Below are 20,220 nucleotides of genomic sequence, written 5' to 3'. Positions count from 1 at the left end.
TATATGAAAAAATTTTTGTTTCCAGCAGTTTTAAGTTTAGCAGCAGCTGTTACTCTAAATGCAGCAGTAGTTGCAACAGTTGATGGTGATGCTATAAGCGATAGCGATATTTCAAGCCTTTTATCAGCAGCTATGCCAGGATTTGACGCTAGCAAGCTTCAACCAAATGAGAAAAAACGTATAATCGACGATCTAATAAATAGAAAACTTCTTTTAAAAGATGCTAAGTCAAGCGGTATCGAAAAAGATGTAGAGTACATCAAAGCCGTAAAAGCAGCACAAGAAGGCATTGCGGTTGAGCTTTATATGAGAAAGCTTTTTGATGGCATAAAAGTAAGTGATAACGAACTAAAAGATTTTTACAATAAAAACAAAGCAAGTATGAACGAGCCAGCTCAAGCAAAAGCAAGGCATATCCTAGTTGAAGATGAAAAAACAGCAAACGACATCATCGCTCAACTTAAAAATTTAAAAGGTGAGGCGCTAACAAAGAAATTTGCAGAGCTAGCAAGCCAAAAATCAATCGACAAAGGCTCAGCAGCACATGGTGGCGCGCTTGGCTGGTTTGGTCAAAGCCAAATGGTAAAACCTTTTGCAGACGCAGCATTTTCAATGGCTAATGGTACAGTTTCAACTAAACCAGTTAAAACTCAGTTTGGCTACCATGTTATCTTAAAAGAGGATGGTAAAGCTGCTGGCACTGTAAGCTTTGAACAAGCAAAAGCGGAGATCGAGCAAGCTGTTAAAATGGAGAAATTCCAAGCTGCTGTTAGACAAAAAAGTGAAGCTCTACGCCAAAAAGCAAAGATAGAATACAAATAAAATTTGGAGGATAAAATGGGCGTTTTAGATATCGTAAAACCTGGTGTTTTAAGCGGAGATGATGTAACAAAACTTTATGCTTATGCCAAAGAGCAAGGTTTTGCAATACCTGCTGTAAATGTCGTAGGCAGCGACTCAGTAAATGCTGTTTTAGAAGCGGCAAAGGTTGCTAACTCGCCTGTTATCGTTCAGTTTAGTAATGGCGGTGCAGGTTTTTACGCTGGTAAAGCCTGCGAAAATGCAGCCGTTCTTGGCGCGATCGCTGGAGCAAAGCATGTTCATTTGCTTGCCAAGGCTTATGGCGTGCCAGTCATTTTACACACTGACCACGCTGCTAGAAAGCTTTTGCCTTGGATAGATGAGCTAGTAAAAGCAAGTCATGAGTATAAAAAAACTCACGGCGTGCCACTTTTTAGCTCTCACATGCTTGATCTTAGTGAAGAGAATATCAACGAAAATTTAAGCACGTGCGAGAAGTATCTAAAAGAGCTTAGCGAGCTTGGCATCAGCTTAGAAATCGAGCTAGGCGTCACTGGAGGCGAAGAAGACGGCGTAGATAACACAAGCGTTGATAACGCACTTCTTTACACTCAGCCAGAGGATGTCGCGCTTGCTTATGAAAGACTAAGTAAGATAAGCGATAAATTTAGCATCGCAGCTAGTTTTGGCAACGTTCATGGTGTCTATAAACCTGGCAATGTCGTGCTAAGACCAGAAATTCTTAAAAACTCACAAGCCTATGTTGCTAAGAAATTTAATACAAAAAGCGACAAGCCAGTAAATTTTGTATTTCATGGCGGTAGTGGCAGTGAGCTAAAAGATATCAAAAATGCTGTAAGCTACGGCGTTATCAAGATGAACATTGACACTGATACGCAGTGGGCATTTTGGGACGGTGTACGCGAGTATGAGGCTAAAAATAGAGCATACTTGCAAGGTCAGATCGGCAACCCAGAGGGCGACGATAAACCAAATAAAAAATACTACGACCCAAGGAAATGGCTAAGAAGTGGCGAGGAGAGCATGGTTAAGCGTCTTCAGACTGCTTTTAGCGACTTAAACTGCCTAAATAGGAACTAATCCTATGCAAAATCAAAATGATTTTAGTGAGCTAAGCGTGCCAAAAGAGCGCCAAGCTCACTCTTTCTTTGTCTTTTTTAAAGTTATCTTTATCCCTTTAGCCATCTACATCTTGGCAATACTAGCCTATCTTGGCGTTATAAATTTTCAGATGAAGCTTCACACCATCGTGATGATGGGCGTTATACTCTTTGTCGCTTTTATCTTTTCACGCCATAGCGCCTTGGTAGCTTACTCAAATTTCTTAGCAAATGCCAAAGACTACAAGATAGGACTAAAAGAATTTATCATCGCTCACCTTTTTGAAATTTCAAGCGTCAAAAAGGCAAACGCTAAATTTGAAGATTTTTTTGAGAGTTACACAAGAAATTTTAGAAATGACAACCTGGCAAATATCGGTCAAGCAGTCTTTCCTATGCTTGGAATTTTGGGCACATTTATCAGTATCGCTATCTCCATGCCAAGCTTTAGCTCAAGTACTGCAAATGGACTTGAAAAAGAGATCGCTATACTGCTAAACGGTGTGGCTACGGCGTTTTATGTATCGATCTATGGTATATTTTTAGCACTTTGGTGGATGTTTTTTGAAAAGATAGGCGTTAGTAAATTTGAGAAATTTTACAGCGAGCAAAAAGAGCTAAGCCGTGAGTTTTTCTGGCAGGAAAATGAACTAAATGCAAATTTTATGAAAGCCTCTGTTGGCTACTTCAAAGATAGTCATGATACCTTTAAAATGGTGCTTGACGATAAATTTTTAAGAAATTTAAATGATCAGGTAAATGAAAAATTTGACAGACTAAAAGAGCTTTGCGAGGTTGAGAAAAATATCATCAATCAAAGCAAGGCCGAGCTTAGCGCGAACCTTAAAATGCTAAATGAAGCTAGCCTAAAACAAGATGAATTTGTAAAAATCCACTCTGATATGTTAAAGGCAGTAAGCGCGTTTTCTAATGCTTTCAAAGATATGGAGGTCAAAATTTTAACCGAGCATGCAAAGCTTGGTGAAATTTTTAGCAGAAATTTAAATGCCACAAAAGAGAGCCAGCTTAAATTTGAGCAGACTATAAAGAGTTTTGACAAGGTTTTAAGAGAATTTTCTCTTTCTTTGATGAAAGAGCAAAACGACGCACTAAAGGCATTTAGAGCTTCACTTGTGGAGAGTGCGACGATATTTAAGGCGGCATATGAGCAAGAGGGTAGGAGCTTGGAGCGTGAAAAAGAGCGCGAGAGCCTCATAGCCGAGCTTAAAAAGAATATAGACGAGATCGATAAAGAAGCAAATTCTGTAATAGAAAAAATCGAAAATCTAGTGCAATGAAAATAAACAAAAATAACGAGGATCAATCGAGCTTTTGGGTTTCGTACGCAGACTTGATGGCGGGTCTGCTCTTTGTTTTTATGCTGCTAATCGGCGCTGTCGTCGTAAAATACGTCCTAACTCAAAACACCCTTGAAAATAAAGAGCAAGCCATCATCGCAGCCTTAGCAAATTTAAAAGACGCCCAGGGCAAGAATTTTACACTCGAAGAGCTAAATGACGCCCTAAAAAGCGAGCTTTCAAAGATAAGTGACGAAAACATAAATTTAAAAAAATCAAATGAAATTTTTGTCATCCAAATAGATGCCCTAAAAGAAAAACTGGCCCAGCTTATAGAGCAAAACAAGGACGCAAATGCGAGCATAAAAGAGCTAAATGCCAGCATTTTTGATCTAAATCAAAAGATGATCGTGCTAAATGATGAAATTTCATCAAAAGATAGAGCGCTTAGTGACGCAAATGAAAGCAGTGAGAAAAATTTAGCCAAGATCGCCTTTTTGCTCGAGCAGATGAGCCAAAGAGAAGCTAGATATGACGAGCTTTTAAGGGACTTAAACGTCACTCGCGATAGAGTTAAAAATTTAACTGGCATCAGAGTAAAAGTGATCTCAGCTCTAAAAGATAGGCTAGGATCTAGCATCGAGATCGATCCAAACTCAGGCGCGTTAAAGCTTAGCTCCTCAGTACTTTTTGATAAAGGCAGTGCGGTCCTAAAAGAAGAGGTCAAAGAGGAGCTAAAGGCTACGCTTAGTAAATATTTTGACGTGCTTTTAAATGATAAAGATATTGCATCAAACATTGATCAAATTATAATCGAAGGCTTTACGGACAGCGATGGAAGCTATATTTATAACCTAGAGCTTTCACAAAAAAGAGCTTATGCAGTGATGGAATTTATAAATTCATTTAGTGACGATACTCGACTTAGAAAGCTGCTTGTTGCAAGCGGACGAAGCTATAATGAGCTGGTTTTTAAAGACGGAGCCGAGGACAAGGACGCTTCAAGACGTATAGAGATTAAATTTTCACTCTCAAACAAAGAGGCTATCAACGAGATAGAGAAATTTTTGGAGTTTAAGGGTGATTGATAAAATTCGCATAAGAGGGCGAGAATTTTGGCTTTTAAGAGATGATCTGCTAGGCGAGTTTAACGGCAACAAAGCAAGAAAGCTAGAGCATTTTTTAAAGGCCGATCTTAGCGGCATCAAAGCCATCGTATCTCACGGCTCAAGCCAGTCAAACGCGATGTATAGCCTAAGTCTTTTTGCCAAGCTAAAAGGGCTTAAATTCTACTACGTCGTCTCTCATCTAAGCTCAAATTTAGAGCAAGATCCAGTTGGAAATTTCAAATTTGCACTTGAAAATGGCATGGAAATTTTTGTAAAAGAGGAGCGTGAGAAATTTGCTAGAGAGCTAGCAAAGAGCCAAAACGCGCTCTTTATAAACGAGGGCGTAGCACAAAGCGAGGCCGAGCTTGGCTTCATCACGCAAGCAAATGAGATCAATGAGTGGAGCAAAAAAAGTGGCATAAGGCCTGATATATTCTTGCCCTCAGGCACAGGCACAAGCGCATGCTACCTAGCAAAGCACACCGATCTTAGGGTTTTTACAGCACCTTGCGTAGGGGATAGTGACTATCTAAAAAAGCAAATTTGTGAGTTAGATAAAGATAGCAAAGTGCAAATTTTAAATCCGCCAAAGAAGTATCATTTTGGAAATTTATACCCTGAGCTTTATGAAATTTGGCTTGAAGTGTGCAAAAGTGGTGTTGAATTTGAGCTTATCTATGACCCAGTGGGCTTTATGACGCTTTTTGCAAATTTAGACAAATTTGGGAGCGAAATTTTATATATCCACCAAGGCGGAATTTTGGGTAACATTACACAAAAACAAAGATACGAGAGAAAACTAAAAATAAAGGATCATAAATGAAGTTTTTACACAGCAGCGACGCTGACTTTGAGAGTAAATTTTCGCAGCTTGTTAGACGAAGTGACAACGACATGAGTGCCGTGACGCCAGTGGTTGCGGGCATAATAGACGAGATAAGAAAAGATGGCAATAGCGCGCTTTTTACGCAGATAACCAAATTTGATAAATTTAGTGTCACTGGCAAAAACGACATAATAATTGACGTAAAAGAGATGGAATCGGCCTACAACTCGCTAGATAACGCCCTAAGAGTGGCTCTAAATTTAGCCCACGACAGGATAAAAAGCTATCATGAGCGCACAAAACCAAGCGACTGGACTTACAAGGACGAGCACGACATCTTGCTAGGTGCTAAATACACTCCGGTTGATCGCGCTGGCCTTTATATCCCAGGCGGTAAGGCGGCATATCCTAGCTCACTTCTTATGAACGCTGTGCCTGCTATCGTGGCTGGCGTAAAAGAGATTGTGGTTTGTACTCCAGCACCAAATGGTAAGGTAAATCCTCTGCTTCTTGCTGCGATGCACCTTTGTGGCATAAAAACAGCCTTTAAAGTAGGAGGCGCAAGTGCTATTGCAGCAATGGCGTACGGAACTGCAACCGTACCAAAGGTCGATGTCATCACAGGACCTGGTAATATCTACGTGGCGACTGCTAAAAAGCTAGTTTATGGCGACGTAAATATCGATATGATCGCTGGTCCAAGTGAGATAGGCGTGATCGCTGATGATAGCGCTGATCCTCGCCATATAGCTATTGATATGCTCTCTCAAGCCGAGCACGATGAGATAGCAAGTGCCTTTTTGATAACACCGGTAGAGGCTTTTGCAAGAGCGGTGCAAAGACACATCGAAGATGAGCTAAAGACACTAAAACGTGAAGCGATTGCAGGCGCAAGTATAAGAAATAAAGCCGCAATCATTGTTGCAAAAGATATGAAGGAGTGTTTTGCTCTCATGAATGAGCTTGCTGTTGAGCATCTAGAGATCGCTACAAATGATGCTTTAAGTTATATCGATGATGTGACTCATGCGGGCGCTATATTTTTTGGACACTTTACGCCTGAAGCGATGGGAGATTATATCGCTGGACCAAACCACACATTGCCAACTGGCGGAAGTGCGAGATTTTATTCACCGCTTGGAGTTGAAAATTTTATGAAGCGAAGTTCGATCATTTCAGTGAGTAGAAAGGGTATCATGCATCTTGGCAAATCATGCATGCAGCTAGCTGAAGCTGAGGGGCTAACTGCTCATAAAAAATCAGTCGCAGTGAGGCTAGAAGAGTAAAGAAAAATGGATTTTATAGAGATTTTGCAACTTTTTATATAATTTATAGTAGAATCCATAGCGAATTATTAAAAAGGAGTTGTTATGAAGTTAGGAACTTATACTGCAAACCAGGCTTCAGGAAACTATTATTTAGATCAAGCAAAAAATAGCGAAAAGAAAGCGCTAAATGCTATATCTGCAAACAGCGAGATCAAAGCTTCAGGTGCAAATTTGCAAATCGCAGAGAGTTTGCTTTCGCAAACAAATGTCTTGAACGAAGGTTTGGCAAATGCAAACGACATGATTGGAATGCTTCAAATCGCTGATTCAACGCTTTTAAATTTAAGTAAAAGTACGGATAGAATAGGCGAGCTTTCAAGTAAGCTTACAAATCCTACTCTCTCAGCAAATGAACAAAAAGGCATAAAGGGCGAAATCAACGCACTAAGAAATACTATGAATGATAGCGTAAAAGAAGCTAAATTTAACGGCAAAAACGTATTTGATGCTGAGCTTGGATTTTTCACAGGCGAGAGTACAAAAAATATAAATTTAGGTACAAATGCGCTTCTAAATGTAAAAGATGACGGCTCAAATGCAGATGAAATTTTAAAAAATATAAATTCACTTCGTTCAGAGATCGGATCAACACAAAATACTGTATTTAGGGGTATGAATGCTCTAGCAGCAAGAAGTGTGGCAAATGCTAATAGTGTAGAAAATCTTGACAGCAGCGACATCGCAAAGAGCTTGGAAGAAAATTTACAAGCAAATTTAAAGCTACATGCTGCGAGCTTAGCCAAAGCTCATGATACTACGAGTTTGGCTGCAAAACTAGATAAACTTCTAGCCGAATAAATTTTTACCGGTCTTGCGCCGGTAAATTCTTTTTATCTAATCTTATTCTTTAAAAAATATTAAGTTTTTGTATTTTTAAGTTGGTCTAATGGTTAAATGAGGGCTGAATCCAGCCTTTCAATAATAAAATCAATGTAGATTGTTAGTGAAATTTGTTGCTAAAAAATTTTTAAATTTTATAAAGCTAAAGAGAAAGTCTTAAGGAAAATATCCAAAAGAAAAGGGCTTTTAGCCCTCAATGTAGTTTTTAAGTTTTCTACCAACTTTTGGGTGTTTTAGTTTTTTGATGGCTGAGCTTTCTATCTGGCGGACACGCTCACGAGTGACATTTAGGGCCTTTCCGATCTCTTCAAGTGTGCGGTCGCTCTCATCTTCAAGCAAACCAAATCTCATCGAAATAACCGCTTTTTCACGCTCATTTAGCTGCGAAAGCACATCGTCAATTTGCTCTCTAAGGTCACTTTTTAAAATTTGCTCTATCGGAGAAAGTGAGCTTTTGTCCTCAACAAAATCTCCAAATTTACCGTCTTCTTCGTTTGCGATCGGAGCTTCGAGGCTGATAGGCTCTTTTGTGATCTTGATGACTTGTTTTACCTTATCAACGCTTAGCCCAACCTCTTTTGCGATAACGCTTACATCAGGCTCTTTTCCCTCTTCTTGGAGGTATTTGCGGTTTATTTTGTTGATACGATTTATCGTCTCTATCATGTGGATAGGTATCCTAATCGTCCTTGCCTGATCGGCGATCGCACGCGAGATAGCTTGGCGGATCCACCATGTGGCGTAGGTTGAAAATTTATAGCCTTTTCTATATTCAAATTTATCAACCGCTTTCATAAGACCTATATTGCCCTCTTGGATGAGATCCAAAAATGGCAAACCCCTGTTTGTATAGCGTTTCGCGATACTTACAACTAGACGGAGGTTTGACTTAGCCATTCTAGCTTTTGCCTCATCAGAAATTTTCTTTCCACGTTTGATCTGCTCTAAAATTTCTTTTAGCCTTGTTGGCTCAAGATCAAAACCTTGCTTGCTTGCCTCTTTTGTAGTAAATAGCTTTTTGATCTCGACATAAGTTGAGACCATTGTAGCTTCTGGCACACGAGCTGCGATCTCTTCTTTGCTAAGCTTTATGATATCTTTTAAGATACTTTTGTGATTTTTCTTAAGTTCGTCGCTAAACATCGGCAAGCGGTACTCCAAGCGTTTTAGCTCTCTATCAAATTCATCATCGCTTTTAAGAGCTGTCTCCATTGATTTTACGATCTCACTGATTAGCTTACTTGTTGGACCAAGGTCCATCAGCTTCTCTTTTAAAATTTTCTTTTTAAATGCAAGCGTCATCTTTGATGCTGTGTCTTCGCTCTCAACTTTATCTTGTTTGTTTGCAGTCTTTAGCCACTCTTTTTTAGCTTTTTCGAGGGCCTTAAAGCTCTCTATAACTTTTTCGGCGCGTTTATCGTTTTTAGCTGATTTTTTAGGAGTTTCGTTCTCTTCGTTCTCTTCATCTTCCTCGTCTATATCGTCTTCGCTATCTTCATTTTCTTCGTTTTCACTCTCGTCTTCAAAGCTCTTAAAAAGCTCTTTTACACGGCGTTCTCTGTTGATGAGTGGCTCTTTATAGTCAAGTATGAAATCAATCAAAAATGGCACTGAACAAAATGCATCGATAATGATATCTTCGCCAAGCTCAATCCTTTTGCTGATCTCAACTTCCTCATCTTTTGTAAGAAGCGCGATCTGACCCATCTCTCTTAGATACATCCTGACAGGACTATCAGATCTTGACCACTCTAAAAGGTCACTTTCGCCTGAAAGATCGAGATCCTCGTCGATATCTTGATCACTTTTTTGAGCATTTTCTTGACGTTTTTTAGCATCAGCTAAATTTCTAAGCTTTGCAGCCTCAGCAGATGTGATGAGCTGGACTTTATTTGTTTTTGCTAGTTGTTCTATCTTTTTTACTATCGTAGCAGTCGGAGCTTTGTCTAATAATTTTACTAATTTTTCGTATGTCAAAAAGCCTTTTGCATTTTCAGCGAAAAGCTCTTCTATCTGAGAAAAAGAGTCTTTTGCGACGCTCATAAATTTCCTTTCGAATCGTCTAATTGTGATTTAAGTATTGTTTAAAAGAAAGTGGATTATACCCAAATTTTGTAAATGTGTATAAAAACAAAGTTGGAACGATGATTGCTTAGTAAATTCTAAACAATCAAATTTTGATTAGGAAAATTTATGCAAAATGGTTATTATCAAGCCACTGCTGGCATGGTAACGCAGTTTAACAGACTAAATGTGATCTCAAACAACCTTGCAAATGTAAATACGATCGGCTACAAGCGAAACGATGTGGTTATCGGTGACTTTGCAAGAATTTTTAAAGAGACACAAGATGAGCTCCCACTTAAAAATCACACAAAAGATGGAGCTAAATTTTTAAATAGAACGCTTGATCGCGTGCCACAAGTGAGCGAAGAGTACACCGACTTTAGCGCTGGTGGCTTTAAATACAGCTCAAACACGCTTGATTTTGCGATAAAAAGAGATGACGCATTTTTCTTAGTCGATACTCCAAATGGCGTAAAACTTAGCAAAAATGGCTCTTTTAGTCTTGATGGCGACGGATATATCGTCACAAAAGAGGGCTATAAGGTGCTGCCAAGTGGCTACGAGGCACAAAATCCTGGCCAAAGAGGTATCCAAGTGCCACAAGGTGAGGTGCTAACTGCTGATAAAAATGGAAATTTATACTCAAATAACAATCAATTTTCTAAATTTTTTATAGCTCAGCCAAGAGAGATAAGAGATCTAAAAAAGGTTGGAGATAATCTCTTTGAGAGTAGAAATTTTGACGACATCACGGAACTTGACGAGGCTGATAGCGTGATGCAAGGATATGCCCAGATGTCAAATGTAAACCCAGTTTTAGAAATGGTCGGTCTAATAGAAACCCAACGCCTAGTTGATATGTATCAAAAGGTTATGACAAGCCACATGAACGATCTTAACCAAGATGCTGTTCAAAAACTAGCCCTAAAAGCTTAATAAAAGGATAAAACTATGATGAGATCACTTTACACTGCGGCTACTGGCATGATAGCACAGCAGACGCAGATAGACGTAACCTCACACAACATTGCAAACGTAAATACTTATGGATACAAGAAAAATAGGGCTGAATTTGCTGATCTTATGTATCAAGTCATGGAGTACGCAGGTACGGCTACAAGTCAGACTACTACAAGTCCAACTGGTATCGAGGTGGGTCTTGGTGTGCGTCCAACGGCGATAAATAAAATTTTTTCTCAGGGCTATTTTAAAGAGACTAGCAACAATCTAGATATGGTAATAGCTGGCAACGGCTTTTTTCAGATTCAGCTGCCTGATGGCACGACAGCCTATACTAGAAATGGTGCTTTTAAACTTGACGCAAATGGTACTATCGTAAATAGCGATGGCTATCAGCTAATCCCTCAGATTACCGTGCCTGCGAATGCGACGCAAATTTCTATAGGCACAGATGGCACCGTATCAGTGCTCCAAGCAGGCGAGAGAGAGATGGCTCAAATAGGTCAGATCGAGCTAGCAAATTTCATAAACCCAGCCGGCCTTCACTCAATGGGTGATAACAACTATCTAGAAACAAGCGCTAGCGGTAACGTGGTGGTAGGCGTTGCAGGACTTGACGGACTTGGTACGATCAGACAAGGGTTTGTTGAGATGAGTAACGTTCAGTTGGTTGAAGAGATGACCGATCTTATCACTGGCCAGCGCGCATACGAGGCAAACTCAAAGGCGATAACTACGAGTGATTCGATGCTTGAAATAGTAAATGGACTTAAAAGGTAGGTAGTATGAACGCGACTCTAGCTATCGTTGGGCTTATACTGCTTTCTTTTACGCTTGAGGTATTTTACTTTTTAAATAAAACGCCAAAAGGCAAGGACTCGATAAAATAGACTCATTAATTTGGGCGAAACTAAAATTTGGCACATCTCGTCTAAAATTTCTACTTTTAAGAGCAAGAACAAAAGCATCTTTTGCTTAATTAAAAATTTTTAAGCATACTGCATGCTTCTTCCAAATCAAGCTCACAGGCTTTTTTGCAGTAGTTTTTTGCTCTATTTTTATCTTGCAACATACCAGCATCTCCAGTTTCATAGATGAGTGCAAGAGTATAGCAAGCAAATGCATTTTTTAGTTCGCAAGCCTTATTATAAAGCCTAAGCCCTTCTTCTTTCTCTTGCGCTAGAGTGTCTTTTTGTAGATGTATATTTCCCAAAAATATACAGCTATGTGGATTGCCTAGCTTGCAGGCCTTGTTTGCCATAGCTGCCATTTTATCACGCTCATTTTTGTCAAGGTAGATATATATAAGATCTGTGCAGCTTTCTATGTTGTTTAAAGCACATTCATTTTCAAGCTTGGTGGTATCTAAATTTTTACCCCAAGAAAATAGAATACAAAATAAAATTAGAATTACCTTTTTCATCTTTTGGCTCCATAAATTTTTATCATTTTATAAAATTTAACTCTATTTTTACTCTTATTTTTAAATTTTTGCTAATATTTCGGCTTCTTATGAAGGTAAAAATTTGACATTTAACTACGTTTTTAAACTATCCATTCCTATCTTTATGGGTTTTTTCCCTCTTGGCATCGCCTTTGGCATTTTGGCTAAAAGCATGGGCATTAGCGCATTTATCGCTGTGGCGCTTAGTATGCTTGGATATGGCGGAGCAGCGCAGTTTATGATGCTTTCGCTCTTTAGCGTCGGCACGAGCTATGTTGAGGTCTTTATCGTGAGCTACCTTGTAAATTTGCGCCACACTTTTTATGGAATTTCACTTTTAAAAGAGTATAGCGGGATCAAATTTAGGCTCTTAAACATCGCTTTGCTAACAGATGAGACCTTTGCGATATTTAAAAATTTAGGGCTAAAAGAGGCTAGTGAGCGAAGCTTTGTCTTTACTTGGCTAAATATCCTATCTTGGTCATACTGGGTGGCTGGAACGCTACTTGGTTCTATACTTGGTGACTTTATCAAGGCCGATACAAGAGGGCTTGAGTTTAGCTTAACAGCGCTTTTTACAGTAGTCGTCATCGAGATGTTTAAAAATGATAAAAATTACCGCGTGCTCTTTGCGGCGGTCTTTTTTGGCGTGCTTGGAGTGAGCCTATTTCCAGCTAAATTTGTGCTTGTTGGCTCGATGGCGCTTTGTTTTGTATTTTTGCTTTTGTTTAAGGATAAAATTTGATAAGTGTAAGCTCAAGTGAGATGGTGCTTTTTGTGGCGGTGCTTTTAAGCGCTCTAGCTACTTTTATAACGAGAGCGACGCCGTTTTATGCGTTAAGAAACTATAAGTCAAACCCTTATTTAGACGCCATTGAAAAGCACATGGGTATGATGATAATGGTCGTTCTGGTCTGCTACGGGCTAAAAGATACTAAATTTAGTGAGTTTCCTTACGGCTTAAGCGAGATAGTGGCGGTTTTGACAGCTGTTTTGGTGCATTTAAAGTTTAAAAACGCCCTTCTTAGCATAGTTGTCTCAACTGGAATTTATATGCTTTTGATAAGAATTTTTTAAATAAATATAAAATTTATAAGTTAATAATTTTTTTAAATAAATGGCATTATAATGACTTTGTAAATTTTAATGCAAAGGAGCTAAAATGCGTTTAATCTTTAAGGCGGTGTTACTCATGATTTTAGGTGCTACTTTAGCGGTTGCAAAGCCAACCATCTACATACTAGCTACTGGTGGAACGATAGCGGGAAGTGGATCAGGATCGCTTGATGCGAGCTATACTTCTGGAACTGTTACGGTCGATAAACTGATCGCAGCCGTGCCAGATATCAACAAGATCGCTACCATAAAAGGTGAGCAAATTTCAAATATCGGCTCACAGGATATGAACAACGAAGTTTGGCTAAAGCTTGCAAATAGAATCAACGAGCTTCTAAATAGCGGCAAAGCTGATGGTATCGTCGTTACTCACGGCACAGATACTATGGAAGAGACGGCGTACTTTCTAAATTTAGTCGTTAAAAGCGACAAGCCAGTCGTGCTTGTAGGTGCAATGAGAAATAGTGGCTCACTAAGTGCAGATGGCCCACTAAATTTATTTAACGCTGTAAATGTAGCTATTAGCAAAGATAGTGTAGGCAAGGGCGTTGTGGTTACTATGAATGATGAAATTCACGCCGGTAGAGAGGTAACCAAAACCAACACAACAGGCGTTGATACATTTAAATCACCAAACAGCGGCAAAATCGGCACAGTCTTTTATGGCAACGTAAAATACTATATGAATCCGATCAGAAAACACACGGCAAAATCAGCATTTGACCTAGAGGGCGTAAAAGAACTTCCTAGAGTTGATATCATCTACTCTCACGCAAATGACAATCCTGACTTTGTAAAAATAGCTGTTAAAAACGGCGCAAAAGGCATCATCAGCGCTGGTCTTGGCAACGGCAACCCTTACTTTAGCGTACTTGACGCACTTGGCGAGGCTTCAAAAGCTGGCGTAGTGGTAGTTCGCGACTCACGTGTAGGAAGTGGCGAGACGACCATGAACGGCGAAGTAGACGACGCAAAATACGGCTTTTTAACAAGCGATAATCTAAACGCGCAAAAAGCTAGAGTGCTTTTGATGCTTGCACTTACAAAAACAAGCGACAAAGCCAAAATTCAAGAGTATTTCTTAACTCACTAAAAAAGAGGCGGCTTAGTCCGCCTTTTAAATTTAAGCTATAAATTTGATCGCTGGATCTGATCTATAGCTTAAATTTTTATATTTGTTAGCTAAATTTCAAGGCTTTTTATGGACTTCTTACTCTTTTTCGCCACGCTTGCTCCTATCTCGCTAATGCCAGGCATCAACATGACCTATGCGATGAGTATCGGTATGGGCTTTGGTTATAAGCACTCGCTTATTATGATGACCTGGCAGCTTCTTTCGCTTGCTTTCGTGGCATTTTGCTGTATGCTTGGCGTAGGCGTGATGCTTCATCATTTTGAGTACGCATTTAAGGCATTAAACATCATCGCAGGCCTTTATATGCTCTATCTTGGCGCGATGCTTCTTTTTGGCAATGGCGAGCTTAGCATAACAAACGTCTCAAATTTACCAAGCAAAAAGCAGATGTTTATAAACGGCCTCATTGTTTGCATCACAAATCCAAAGGCATGGATATTTTTCTCGGCTTTACTGCCTACATTTTTGGATAAAGAAGATCCCTTTAGCCTAACTCGTATGTGCGCGATCACGGCAACACTCGTTTTCATCGAGTTTTGCTTGCTAAATATCTATGCGCTTGGCGGAGCTATGCTAAAGAAATTTTTACAAACGCACCTAAGGCTGCTTGAAATTTGCACCGCCATTATCGTCTGCACGATCGGCGTACTTTTACTTTTTAGATAAATTTAGCCTCTTTTTATATAGCTTGGCTAAAATTTGCTCGGTTTGCGCTACATTTTTGGCAAAAGGAGAAAAAGATGAAAAAATTTCTATTTATACTTACAAATCAACCATACAACGGTACCGATAATGCTTACAACGCATTAAGGCTAGCTAAAACGCTAAAAGAAAAAGGCGAAGAGGTTAGAATTTTTCTAATGAACGACGCGATCGATCTTGCGCGAAATAGCACCAAAAAGCCGGAAGACTACGACGTAGATCTAGTAGCGATGTTAAAGGAGCTTTACGCTAGCGGCGATATGTTAAAGGTTTGCGGTAGCTGCCAAACGAGGTGCGGTTTGCATGCGGGAGAGCCTTATTTCGAGGCTGAAGTGAAAGGCAGCATGGATATCTTGTCCGAGTGGGTTAGGCAGTGCGATCAAGTGATGACATTTTAGAGTAGGCGAAAGAGAATTTATGAGCGTAACATTTAAGGTAAGAAATAAAAAGAAGCTTTTCGGCGGATATGAAAAGGCGCTAAGCGAGCGTGAAATTTCAGAGTTTATAGACGGATTTTGCTTTTTTAATAGCCAAAACGACGAGCCGAGCGAGCTTTCGCTAAACGAAAACGTGATGATCGCTGGCGTATGGCAAAAGAGCGCTCGTGGCTTTGAGCTAAGCTACGAAGACGGCAAATATATCGTTCGAGTCTGTACTCCAAGCGGCGTTGGCGACTGGCAGACGGCGATTTTGTTTCTTTCTAAAATTTCAGCCAAAACCGGCTCGAAAATAGAGTGCGACAATGAAGAAATTTACGATAGCGAGCAAATTTTAAAATTTGATTATGAAGCCGACATAATGTGGGGACTTGAAGCTCTAAAGGACGCAAAAGAGAAAAATCAAACGCTTTATATCTCTGGCCTGGAGCGCGACGTGGCGTTTGATGCGGTTATGATAGATGAAATTTTTGCAAGCGCTAGCCCTGCGGCTAAATTCGATGAGATGATGAGGCGGGTGCAATATCTTGACGCTTATAGCGCAAGAGAGAATTTATACGAAGATAAAGACGGCAACGAAATTTTTGGCGCATATACGCTTAGCGAAAATTTACCGACTATCTTGCCTTACGCTCCCTCTCCGTCGTGGCAGGCGCAAGAAGTTCTAGGAGAGCGCAAGGTCTCGCGCTGGATACTTACGCTAGTAGTCGGCGTATACGATAGGGACGCGCACGTGCTCGGCGAATGCGAATATGGCGCTTTTATGGCAAATTTGCCAAAAGAAAAATATCGCTTCATAGACGCCGCAAATATACTGGTTGAGCCGCTTAGCGAAGAAGAGATGAGAGAAATTTTTAAAAAGGCAAATGAAGCTTAGGTTTAAGTTAATAAACCGCAAGGAAATGAAAATTGCCTCAGGCTTGCTTAAAAATTTAAGTCGGTTTCAAGCGCGGATTTAAACTCGTAAAAGATAGAATTTTACTGGTATTGCCGCTTTTTAGCCTAAACTAATCTAGGCTTTGCGTGATTTGAAAAAGGATAAAAATGAAAATTTTAAAGGCTATTTTAGCGGCGGCATTGGCGGTTTGTTATCTAAACTCGGCCGTTTTACCGCAAAACGACTGGAGCAAAAGAGAGCTAAAAGGCGAGGTAAAAAGCATGACGGCTACGGAGTACGAATACTCAATGGACGGCTCCGGGACGCTAGAAAATACGCGCGTAAAGCGGACGGAGTTTAACGAAAACGGCTATATAGTGCAAGAAACCGAGCATATAAACGGCGTATCGAACGGCTCGGTTTTGTTTGAGTACGGCAAAGACGGGCTAGTGCGCAAAAAGTATCAAGATAGCGCCGTTTATCTCTACGAATACGAATTTGACGGCGAAAATTTAGTCGCGACGGCCAAAGAGCAGCATGTGGAGGATAGATTTTACCCGTGCACGGAGAAAACCACTTACGGCAAGGACGGCAAAATGATCGCTCGGGCGGCGTATTCGGGCGGGACGCTAGTGACGGACGATAGCTACGTCTACGACGAAAAGGGCGTTTTAACGCGGATAGAAAATAATATGGAGCCGCGCCACGGTATAGAGATAAGCTTCGAGCGCAAGCCAAACGGCGAATACGAAAAAATCACGCAAGCCCCGGGCTCAAAATGGGTTTATTACTACGCCGCAAACGGCGACGAGATGGAGTATACGTCGGTAAATTACTTCGGCTCTGAGGCAAAAATCTGGCAAATCTTGCAGTTTAAGGATATAAGCAGGGATGAGCGGGGAAATTTGACGCATAAAACCTCGGTCAAATTTAAGCCAGCGGACAAATACTACGAAAACGGCGACATAACGGAAATCGGCCTATATAAAAAGCTAGAAATCAGCTACGAATACTACTAAAGTAAATTTTTGAGCTAAGGCTATTTTTCCGAAAAAATTTCGCCGTTTATTATAGATTTAACCGTTAAAAACCCGACTATCAAAATCGAAGCGACTAGAGCCGTAAAAGCGCCGACGCCTAAAACTAAGTAAAAATCGCTTTGCGTAATTTCGTAAGCTTTTAAAAACGCTATGGAGCTAGCGGCCGTCGGGAAGGTAAAAGCCCACCACGATAGGGCGAATTTGAGTTTAATAAATCTTTTATACGAAAAAAGTATAAGCGCCGCGAAAAACACGTTTATATTAAGCAGTATCGCCGCAAAAGCATCGAATCGCTCGGTTAGCTTTACGTATCCCAAAAATGCCATAGCCGGCGGCGCTAGCGTAATGACTAGCGTCGGGACGAATTTGTCGGCTAACTTATCGCAAAAGACTAATCTGTAAAATATAACGGCGAATAAAATAATCCAGAAAAATAGCCCCAAACTAAAATAATACCAGATCGCTTGAGATTTTTCGGCTATGATCGGGATTAGCAAGTTGCCCACTACGGGGATAAACCATGCCGGATTTAGCGTCGCGATATCGAATTTTTCGTCGATCCAAAAAGAAATTACGTAAAGCGTAAAAATCGTTTGCAAGCCTAAAGCCGCGTAAAAAAGCGAGTAGTATAGTCGCGGCGCGTCTTTGTAGGCTAGAGCTAAAAGAAAAAGCGAGATGATGAATCCGCCGAAAAAATTTATCCTTATAGGGTGCGAAAATTCGGCCTTTACCTCTTCTTTAAATTTTAAAAGCTTAAAGAGGTAAAACGCCGAAAGTAGGCAAAATACCGTGCAGTCTAGCGCTCTAAGCGCCGAGAATATCTCGCCCGGTAAATCAAATATCTCGCTTAATTTCTTATAAGCCGCGCTAAGCCCTCCAAGCCCCATAGTACCGGCAAAAAGCATAATCGGAAGCGATTTTATTTTGCTTTGCGAGTCGTTTTTCTTAATGTCGTGCATTGTTTTTCTTTTCGTATTAAATTTTTATGCAATATTACCTATAATAAGGCTAAATTTGTGTAACGAAGTCACGAAAGGACAAAATGCTAAGCGAAGAGTTAAAAGAAATTTTGCGCGAGAGATTTACGAATAATTTCGATCTAGCAAGCGAGGATCTAAATGCGATCTTTGCTAACGCGTATCTAAAAACCGTAAAAAAGGGCGATATATTTTACTCCGGAAACGATTGCTTTGGATTTATCCTTATACTAAAAGGCGTTTTAAGGGCATTCGTATCGTCTAACGCAAAGGAAATAACGATATTTAGGCTAACTAAAGACGAGAGTTGCGTGCTGTGCGATACGTGTTCTATAAATTCGCTAGAAAATAAAGTAAGCGTCGAAATCGAGCAAGATAGCGAGATCATCGTTATTCCGGCGCGAATTTACAAGCCTCTTAAAGAAAAATATCCGAGTATTTTAAATTTTACTCTAAAAATCATAGCCGATCGGTTTGCTAGAACCATAAACGTTATGGAGCAAGCTTTGTTTTCGCCGCTTTCGGCGCGGATTATGAATTTTTTATCTCAAAGCATCGAAAATCTAAACGAAAATTTTATAAAAATAACTCACGAAGAGCTGGCGAATCATCTAGGAAGTGCTAGAGAAGCGGTATCTAGGGTGCTTAAAGAGCTTGAGAGAAGCGGGCAAATAACGCAAAGCCGCGGCGAAATAAGGCTAGTTTCTTAAAATTCTCGTTTTAAGGTAACATTGTTACGGATAGGGCGGCCTTTTTTAGGTAGCATTTCATAAACTCGTTTTAAAGGAGAATTTATGAAAGGACTGCAAAGAAGAGACGCTTTAAAGCTAATGGGGGCCGCGGGACTAGCCGCGAGTATGAGCGGTTGCTCGGTAACGGGCGGCGAAAACGACGATATAAATTCTAAAATCGTCATAATGGGCGCGGGACTTAGCGGTATCGCGTTGGCGGCTAAACTTAGAAGAGATATGCCTAACGCCAAGGTAATTCTCGTGGATAAAGACGAGAAATTTTACTACCAGCCGGGCTTTACGCTAATCGCCGTTGGAATTTACGAAGCTAACGACGTCGTTTACGAAAAAGCGGATTATATCCCGCAAGGAGCCGAGTGGATACGCAAAAACGTATCGGAAATAAAGCCCGAAGCCAATCTACTCGTCTTAGATGACGGGAGCGAGCTGGGATATGATTATCTAATCGTAGCAAGCGGCGTGGAATACGACTTTGAAGCCGTTAAGGGGCTAAGCTTAGAGGATATTAACGATACGAGCGGCAACATATCCTCCGTCTATACTCTACAAGGCGCCGTAAAGAGCAACGGGCTGATGAAAAAATTCTCTCAAAACGGCGGCGCGGCTGTATTTTGCGATCAAAAAACCCCGATGAAATGCAGCGGCGCTAATAAAAAAGTAACTTGCATGAGCGAAGATAGGCTGAGGTTGGCCAGCAACCGCGATAAAGGCAGCGTTAATCTTTACGTCGGCGGCGGTAAGCTTTTCGGCGATCCGACTTATGCCGCGGCGATGACTCAAATAATGATAAAAAGAAAGATAAATTTTAATCTCCGTCATCAAATCGTAGCCGTCGATAAAAGCTCAAATACCGCTACTTTCGAGTTTTGGACGGCATACAGGCAAAGCGGCGAAGATAAAATCGCGTCCGAGCTAATCGACGTAAAATACGACTGGCTTCACTTGCCGCCTAAGCAAAAAGGAAGCGAAATTTTAGCTCGCGCCGGCCTAACTAAAGAGGGCGACAAGCTAAATTTTTTAGCCGTCGATAAATACAGCCTGCAAAGTACAAAATTTAAAAATATATTCGGTATCGGTGATATTTGCGGATTTGCGGCCGGCAAAACGGGGGCTAGTGTTAGGAAAATGTATCCGATCTTAGCTAAAAATTTAGCCGATACGATAAAAGGACGAGAACCTAGCGAGAAATTTACCGGATATACGGCTTGCCCTTTTATCACCAAATACGGCAAGGCTATAATGGTAGAGTTCGACTGGGAGGGAACGGCTCCGACGTTAGAGTGCTTCGGCGCTACCAGAGAGAGCTATATGAGTTGGCTGGTTAAAATTTACGGATTTAAACCTATGGTTATGAACGGAATGCTAAAAGCTTTAGCTTAAAGGAGATAAA

21 protein-coding genes are annotated in these 20,220 nt (G+C 40.5%); 18 read left to right on the top strand and 3 right to left on the bottom strand.

Annotated features, from left to right (window positions below; genetic code table 11):
- Nucleotides 1–3 precede the first annotated feature (3 nt).
- The 7 genes from CYP51_RS00330 to CYP51_RS00300 all read left to right on the top strand — a co-directional run bounded on the left by CYP51_RS00330 (nucleotide 4) and on the right by CYP51_RS00300 (nucleotide 7,281).
- A complete protein-coding gene (locus tag CYP51_RS00330) occupies nucleotides 4–822 on the top strand; it encodes a peptidylprolyl isomerase (RefSeq protein ID WP_085658279.1) in 819 nt (272 codons plus the stop codon).
- A gap of 15 nt (nucleotides 823–837) precedes the next feature.
- Complete coding sequence (fbaA, locus tag CYP51_RS00325; RefSeq protein WP_009294115.1) at nucleotides 838–1,902, top strand: class II fructose-bisphosphate aldolase; 1,065 nt, start codon at nucleotides 838–840, stop codon at nucleotides 1,900–1,902.
- Between the two features lie 4 nt (nucleotides 1,903–1,906).
- Nucleotides 1,907–3,220, top strand: coding sequence for a MotA/TolQ/ExbB proton channel family protein (locus CYP51_RS00320; RefSeq protein ID WP_103623932.1), 1,314 nt, complete (start codon nucleotides 1,907–1,909; stop codon nucleotides 3,218–3,220).
- Nucleotides 3,217–4,308 (top strand): OmpA family protein, encoded by a 1,092-nt coding sequence (locus CYP51_RS00315; RefSeq protein ID WP_103623931.1) that lies wholly within the window; start codon nucleotides 3,217–3,219, stop codon nucleotides 4,306–4,308. The genes CYP51_RS00320 and CYP51_RS00315 overlap by 4 nt, the downstream gene beginning before the upstream one ends.
- Nucleotides 4,301–5,152, top strand: coding sequence for a pyridoxal-phosphate dependent enzyme (locus tag CYP51_RS00310; protein ID WP_103623930.1), 852 nt, complete (start codon nucleotides 4,301–4,303; stop codon nucleotides 5,150–5,152). The genes CYP51_RS00315 and CYP51_RS00310 overlap by 8 nt, the downstream gene beginning before the upstream one ends.
- The gene (gene hisD, locus CYP51_RS00305) at nucleotides 5,149–6,441 is read left to right on the top strand and encodes a histidinol dehydrogenase (RefSeq protein WP_103623929.1); all 1,293 of its coding nucleotides are present in this window, start codon (nucleotides 5,149–5,151) and stop codon (nucleotides 6,439–6,441) included. Before CYP51_RS00310 ends, hisD begins: the two co-directional genes overlap by 4 nt.
- 84 nt (nucleotides 6,442–6,525) lie before the next feature.
- Nucleotides 6,526–7,281 (top strand): flagellin, encoded by a 756-nt coding sequence (locus CYP51_RS00300; protein ID WP_180997710.1) that lies wholly within the window; start codon nucleotides 6,526–6,528, stop codon nucleotides 7,279–7,281.
- A gap of 228 nt (nucleotides 7,282–7,509) precedes the next feature.
- On the opposite strand, the gene rpoD is transcribed toward CYP51_RS00300, so the two are convergent.
- Nucleotides 7,510–9,366 carry an RNA polymerase sigma factor RpoD gene (gene rpoD / locus CYP51_RS00295; RefSeq protein WP_103623928.1) on the bottom strand — a complete coding sequence of 619 codons (1,857 nt, stop codon included), beginning with the start codon at nucleotides 9,364–9,366 and terminating at the stop codon, nucleotides 7,510–7,512.
- 150 nt (nucleotides 9,367–9,516) lie between these two features.
- Here rpoD and CYP51_RS00290 point away from each other — a divergent pair, with 150 nt between their 5' ends.
- Together CYP51_RS00290 and flgG are read left to right on the top strand one after the other, a co-directional pair.
- Nucleotides 9,517–10,326: a flagellar hook-basal body protein gene (locus tag CYP51_RS00290; RefSeq protein WP_072594622.1), complete on the top strand. Its 810-nt coding sequence runs from the start codon at nucleotides 9,517–9,519 to the stop codon at nucleotides 10,324–10,326.
- A 15-nt stretch (nucleotides 10,327–10,341) separates the two neighbouring features.
- Entirely contained in the window at nucleotides 10,342–11,130 is a 789-nt protein-coding gene (flgG, locus tag CYP51_RS00285) for a flagellar basal-body rod protein FlgG (protein WP_021091447.1), read from the top strand.
- 199 nt (nucleotides 11,131–11,329) lie between these two features.
- On the opposite strand, the gene CYP51_RS00275 is transcribed toward flgG, so the two are convergent.
- Nucleotides 11,330–11,773, bottom strand: coding sequence for a tetratricopeptide repeat protein (locus CYP51_RS00275; protein ID WP_103623926.1), 444 nt, complete (start codon nucleotides 11,771–11,773; stop codon nucleotides 11,330–11,332).
- A 103-nt stretch (nucleotides 11,774–11,876) separates the two neighbouring features.
- Here CYP51_RS00275 and CYP51_RS00270 point away from each other — a divergent pair, with 103 nt between their 5' ends.
- From CYP51_RS00270 to CYP51_RS00240, 7 genes are all read left to right on the top strand, one after another.
- Complete coding sequence (locus CYP51_RS00270; RefSeq protein ID WP_103623925.1) at nucleotides 11,877–12,539, top strand: AzlC family ABC transporter permease; 663 nt, start codon at nucleotides 11,877–11,879, stop codon at nucleotides 12,537–12,539.
- Nucleotides 12,536–12,871: a branched-chain amino acid transporter permease gene (locus CYP51_RS00265; RefSeq protein ID WP_103623924.1), complete on the top strand. Its 336-nt coding sequence runs from the start codon at nucleotides 12,536–12,538 to the stop codon at nucleotides 12,869–12,871. Before CYP51_RS00270 ends, CYP51_RS00265 begins: the two co-directional genes overlap by 4 nt.
- 115 nt (nucleotides 12,872–12,986) lie before the next feature.
- Nucleotides 12,987–14,003 carry a type II asparaginase gene (locus CYP51_RS00260; RefSeq protein WP_440588224.1) on the top strand — a complete coding sequence of 339 codons (1,017 nt, stop codon included), beginning with the start codon at nucleotides 12,987–12,989 and terminating at the stop codon, nucleotides 14,001–14,003.
- 108 nt (nucleotides 14,004–14,111) lie between these two features.
- A complete protein-coding gene (locus CYP51_RS00255; RefSeq protein ID WP_103623922.1) occupies nucleotides 14,112–14,711 on the top strand; it encodes a LysE family translocator in 600 nt (199 codons plus the stop codon).
- A 74-nt stretch (nucleotides 14,712–14,785) separates the two neighbouring features.
- The gene (locus tag CYP51_RS00250) at nucleotides 14,786–15,145 is read left to right on the top strand and encodes a DsrE/DsrF/TusD sulfur relay family protein (RefSeq protein ID WP_103623921.1); all 360 of its coding nucleotides are present in this window, start codon (nucleotides 14,786–14,788) and stop codon (nucleotides 15,143–15,145) included.
- A 19-nt stretch (nucleotides 15,146–15,164) separates the two neighbouring features.
- On the top strand, nucleotides 15,165–16,061 hold the full coding sequence (locus tag CYP51_RS00245) for a DUF4299 family protein (RefSeq protein ID WP_103623920.1): 897 nt from the start codon (nucleotides 15,165–15,167) through the stop codon (nucleotides 16,059–16,061).
- Nucleotides 16,062–16,228: 167 nt separating this feature from the next.
- Nucleotides 16,229–17,080 carry a hypothetical protein gene (locus CYP51_RS00240; RefSeq protein ID WP_103623919.1) on the top strand — a complete coding sequence of 284 codons (852 nt, stop codon included), beginning with the start codon at nucleotides 16,229–16,231 and terminating at the stop codon, nucleotides 17,078–17,080.
- 20 nt (nucleotides 17,081–17,100) lie between these two features.
- Here the strand turns inward: CYP51_RS00240 and CYP51_RS00235 are convergent, their stop codons facing one another.
- Entirely contained in the window at nucleotides 17,101–18,060 is a 960-nt protein-coding gene (locus CYP51_RS00235) for an SLAC1 anion channel family protein (RefSeq protein WP_103623918.1), read from the bottom strand.
- 83 nt (nucleotides 18,061–18,143) lie between these two features.
- Between CYP51_RS00235 and CYP51_RS00230 the strand changes: the two genes are divergently transcribed.
- Together CYP51_RS00230 and CYP51_RS00225 are read left to right on the top strand one after the other, a co-directional pair.
- Nucleotides 18,144–18,788 (top strand): Crp/Fnr family transcriptional regulator, encoded by a 645-nt coding sequence (locus CYP51_RS00230; RefSeq protein ID WP_103623917.1) that lies wholly within the window; start codon nucleotides 18,144–18,146, stop codon nucleotides 18,786–18,788.
- 84 nt (nucleotides 18,789–18,872) lie between these two features.
- On the top strand, nucleotides 18,873–20,210 hold the full coding sequence (locus CYP51_RS00225; RefSeq protein ID WP_103623916.1) for an NAD(P)/FAD-dependent oxidoreductase: 1,338 nt from the start codon (nucleotides 18,873–18,875) through the stop codon (nucleotides 20,208–20,210).
- The last annotated feature ends 10 nt before the right edge of the window (nucleotides 20,211–20,220 follow it).

Origin of the sequence: Campylobacter concisus, assembly GCF_002912895.1 — a bacterium.
In the GTDB taxonomy this organism is placed as follows: Bacteria; Campylobacterota; Campylobacteria; order Campylobacterales; family Campylobacteraceae; genus Campylobacter_A; species Campylobacter_A concisus_G.
Note: the sequence above shows the minus strand (reverse complement) of the source record. Positions and strands in the feature narration are given on the sequence as shown.

Excerpts from the sequence above, each read along its gene's own strand:
- CYP51_RS00330 (WP_085658279.1), top strand. The coding sequence starts at position 4 with ATGAAAAAATTTTTGTTTCCAGCAGTTTTAAGTTTAGCAGCAGCTGTT.
- fbaA (WP_009294115.1), top strand. The coding sequence starts at position 838 with ATGGGCGTTTTAGATATCGTAAAACCTGGTGTTTTAAGCGGAGATGAT.
- CYP51_RS00320 (WP_103623932.1), top strand. The coding sequence starts at position 1,907 with ATGCAAAATCAAAATGATTTTAGTGAGCTAAGCGTGCCAAAAGAGCGC.
- CYP51_RS00315 (WP_103623931.1), top strand. The coding sequence starts at position 3,217 with ATGAAAATAAACAAAAATAACGAGGATCAATCGAGCTTTTGGGTTTCG.
- hisD (WP_103623929.1), top strand. The coding sequence starts at position 5,149 with ATGAAGTTTTTACACAGCAGCGACGCTGACTTTGAGAGTAAATTTTCG.
- CYP51_RS00300 (WP_180997710.1), top strand. The coding sequence starts at position 6,526 with ATGAAGTTAGGAACTTATACTGCAAACCAGGCTTCAGGAAACTATTAT.
- rpoD (WP_103623928.1), bottom strand. The coding sequence starts at position 9,366 with ATGAGCGTCGCAAAAGACTCTTTTTCTCAGATAGAAGAGCTTTTCGCT.
- CYP51_RS00290 (WP_072594622.1), top strand. The coding sequence starts at position 9,517 with ATGCAAAATGGTTATTATCAAGCCACTGCTGGCATGGTAACGCAGTTT.
- flgG (WP_021091447.1), top strand. The coding sequence starts at position 10,342 with ATGATGAGATCACTTTACACTGCGGCTACTGGCATGATAGCACAGCAG.
- CYP51_RS00275 (WP_103623926.1), bottom strand. The coding sequence starts at position 11,773 with ATGAAAAAGGTAATTCTAATTTTATTTTGTATTCTATTTTCTTGGGGT.
- CYP51_RS00260 (WP_440588224.1), top strand. The coding sequence starts at position 12,987 with ATGATTTTAGGTGCTACTTTAGCGGTTGCAAAGCCAACCATCTACATA.
- CYP51_RS00255 (WP_103623922.1), top strand. The coding sequence starts at position 14,112 with ATGGACTTCTTACTCTTTTTCGCCACGCTTGCTCCTATCTCGCTAATG.
- CYP51_RS00250 (WP_103623921.1), top strand. The coding sequence starts at position 14,786 with ATGAAAAAATTTCTATTTATACTTACAAATCAACCATACAACGGTACC.
- CYP51_RS00245 (WP_103623920.1), top strand. The coding sequence starts at position 15,165 with ATGAGCGTAACATTTAAGGTAAGAAATAAAAAGAAGCTTTTCGGCGGA.
- CYP51_RS00240 (WP_103623919.1), top strand. The coding sequence starts at position 16,229 with ATGAAAATTTTAAAGGCTATTTTAGCGGCGGCATTGGCGGTTTGTTAT.
- CYP51_RS00235 (WP_103623918.1), bottom strand. The coding sequence starts at position 18,060 with ATGCACGACATTAAGAAAAACGACTCGCAAAGCAAAATAAAATCGCTT.
- CYP51_RS00230 (WP_103623917.1), top strand. The coding sequence starts at position 18,144 with ATGCTAAGCGAAGAGTTAAAAGAAATTTTGCGCGAGAGATTTACGAAT.
- CYP51_RS00225 (WP_103623916.1), top strand. The coding sequence starts at position 18,873 with ATGAAAGGACTGCAAAGAAGAGACGCTTTAAAGCTAATGGGGGCCGCG.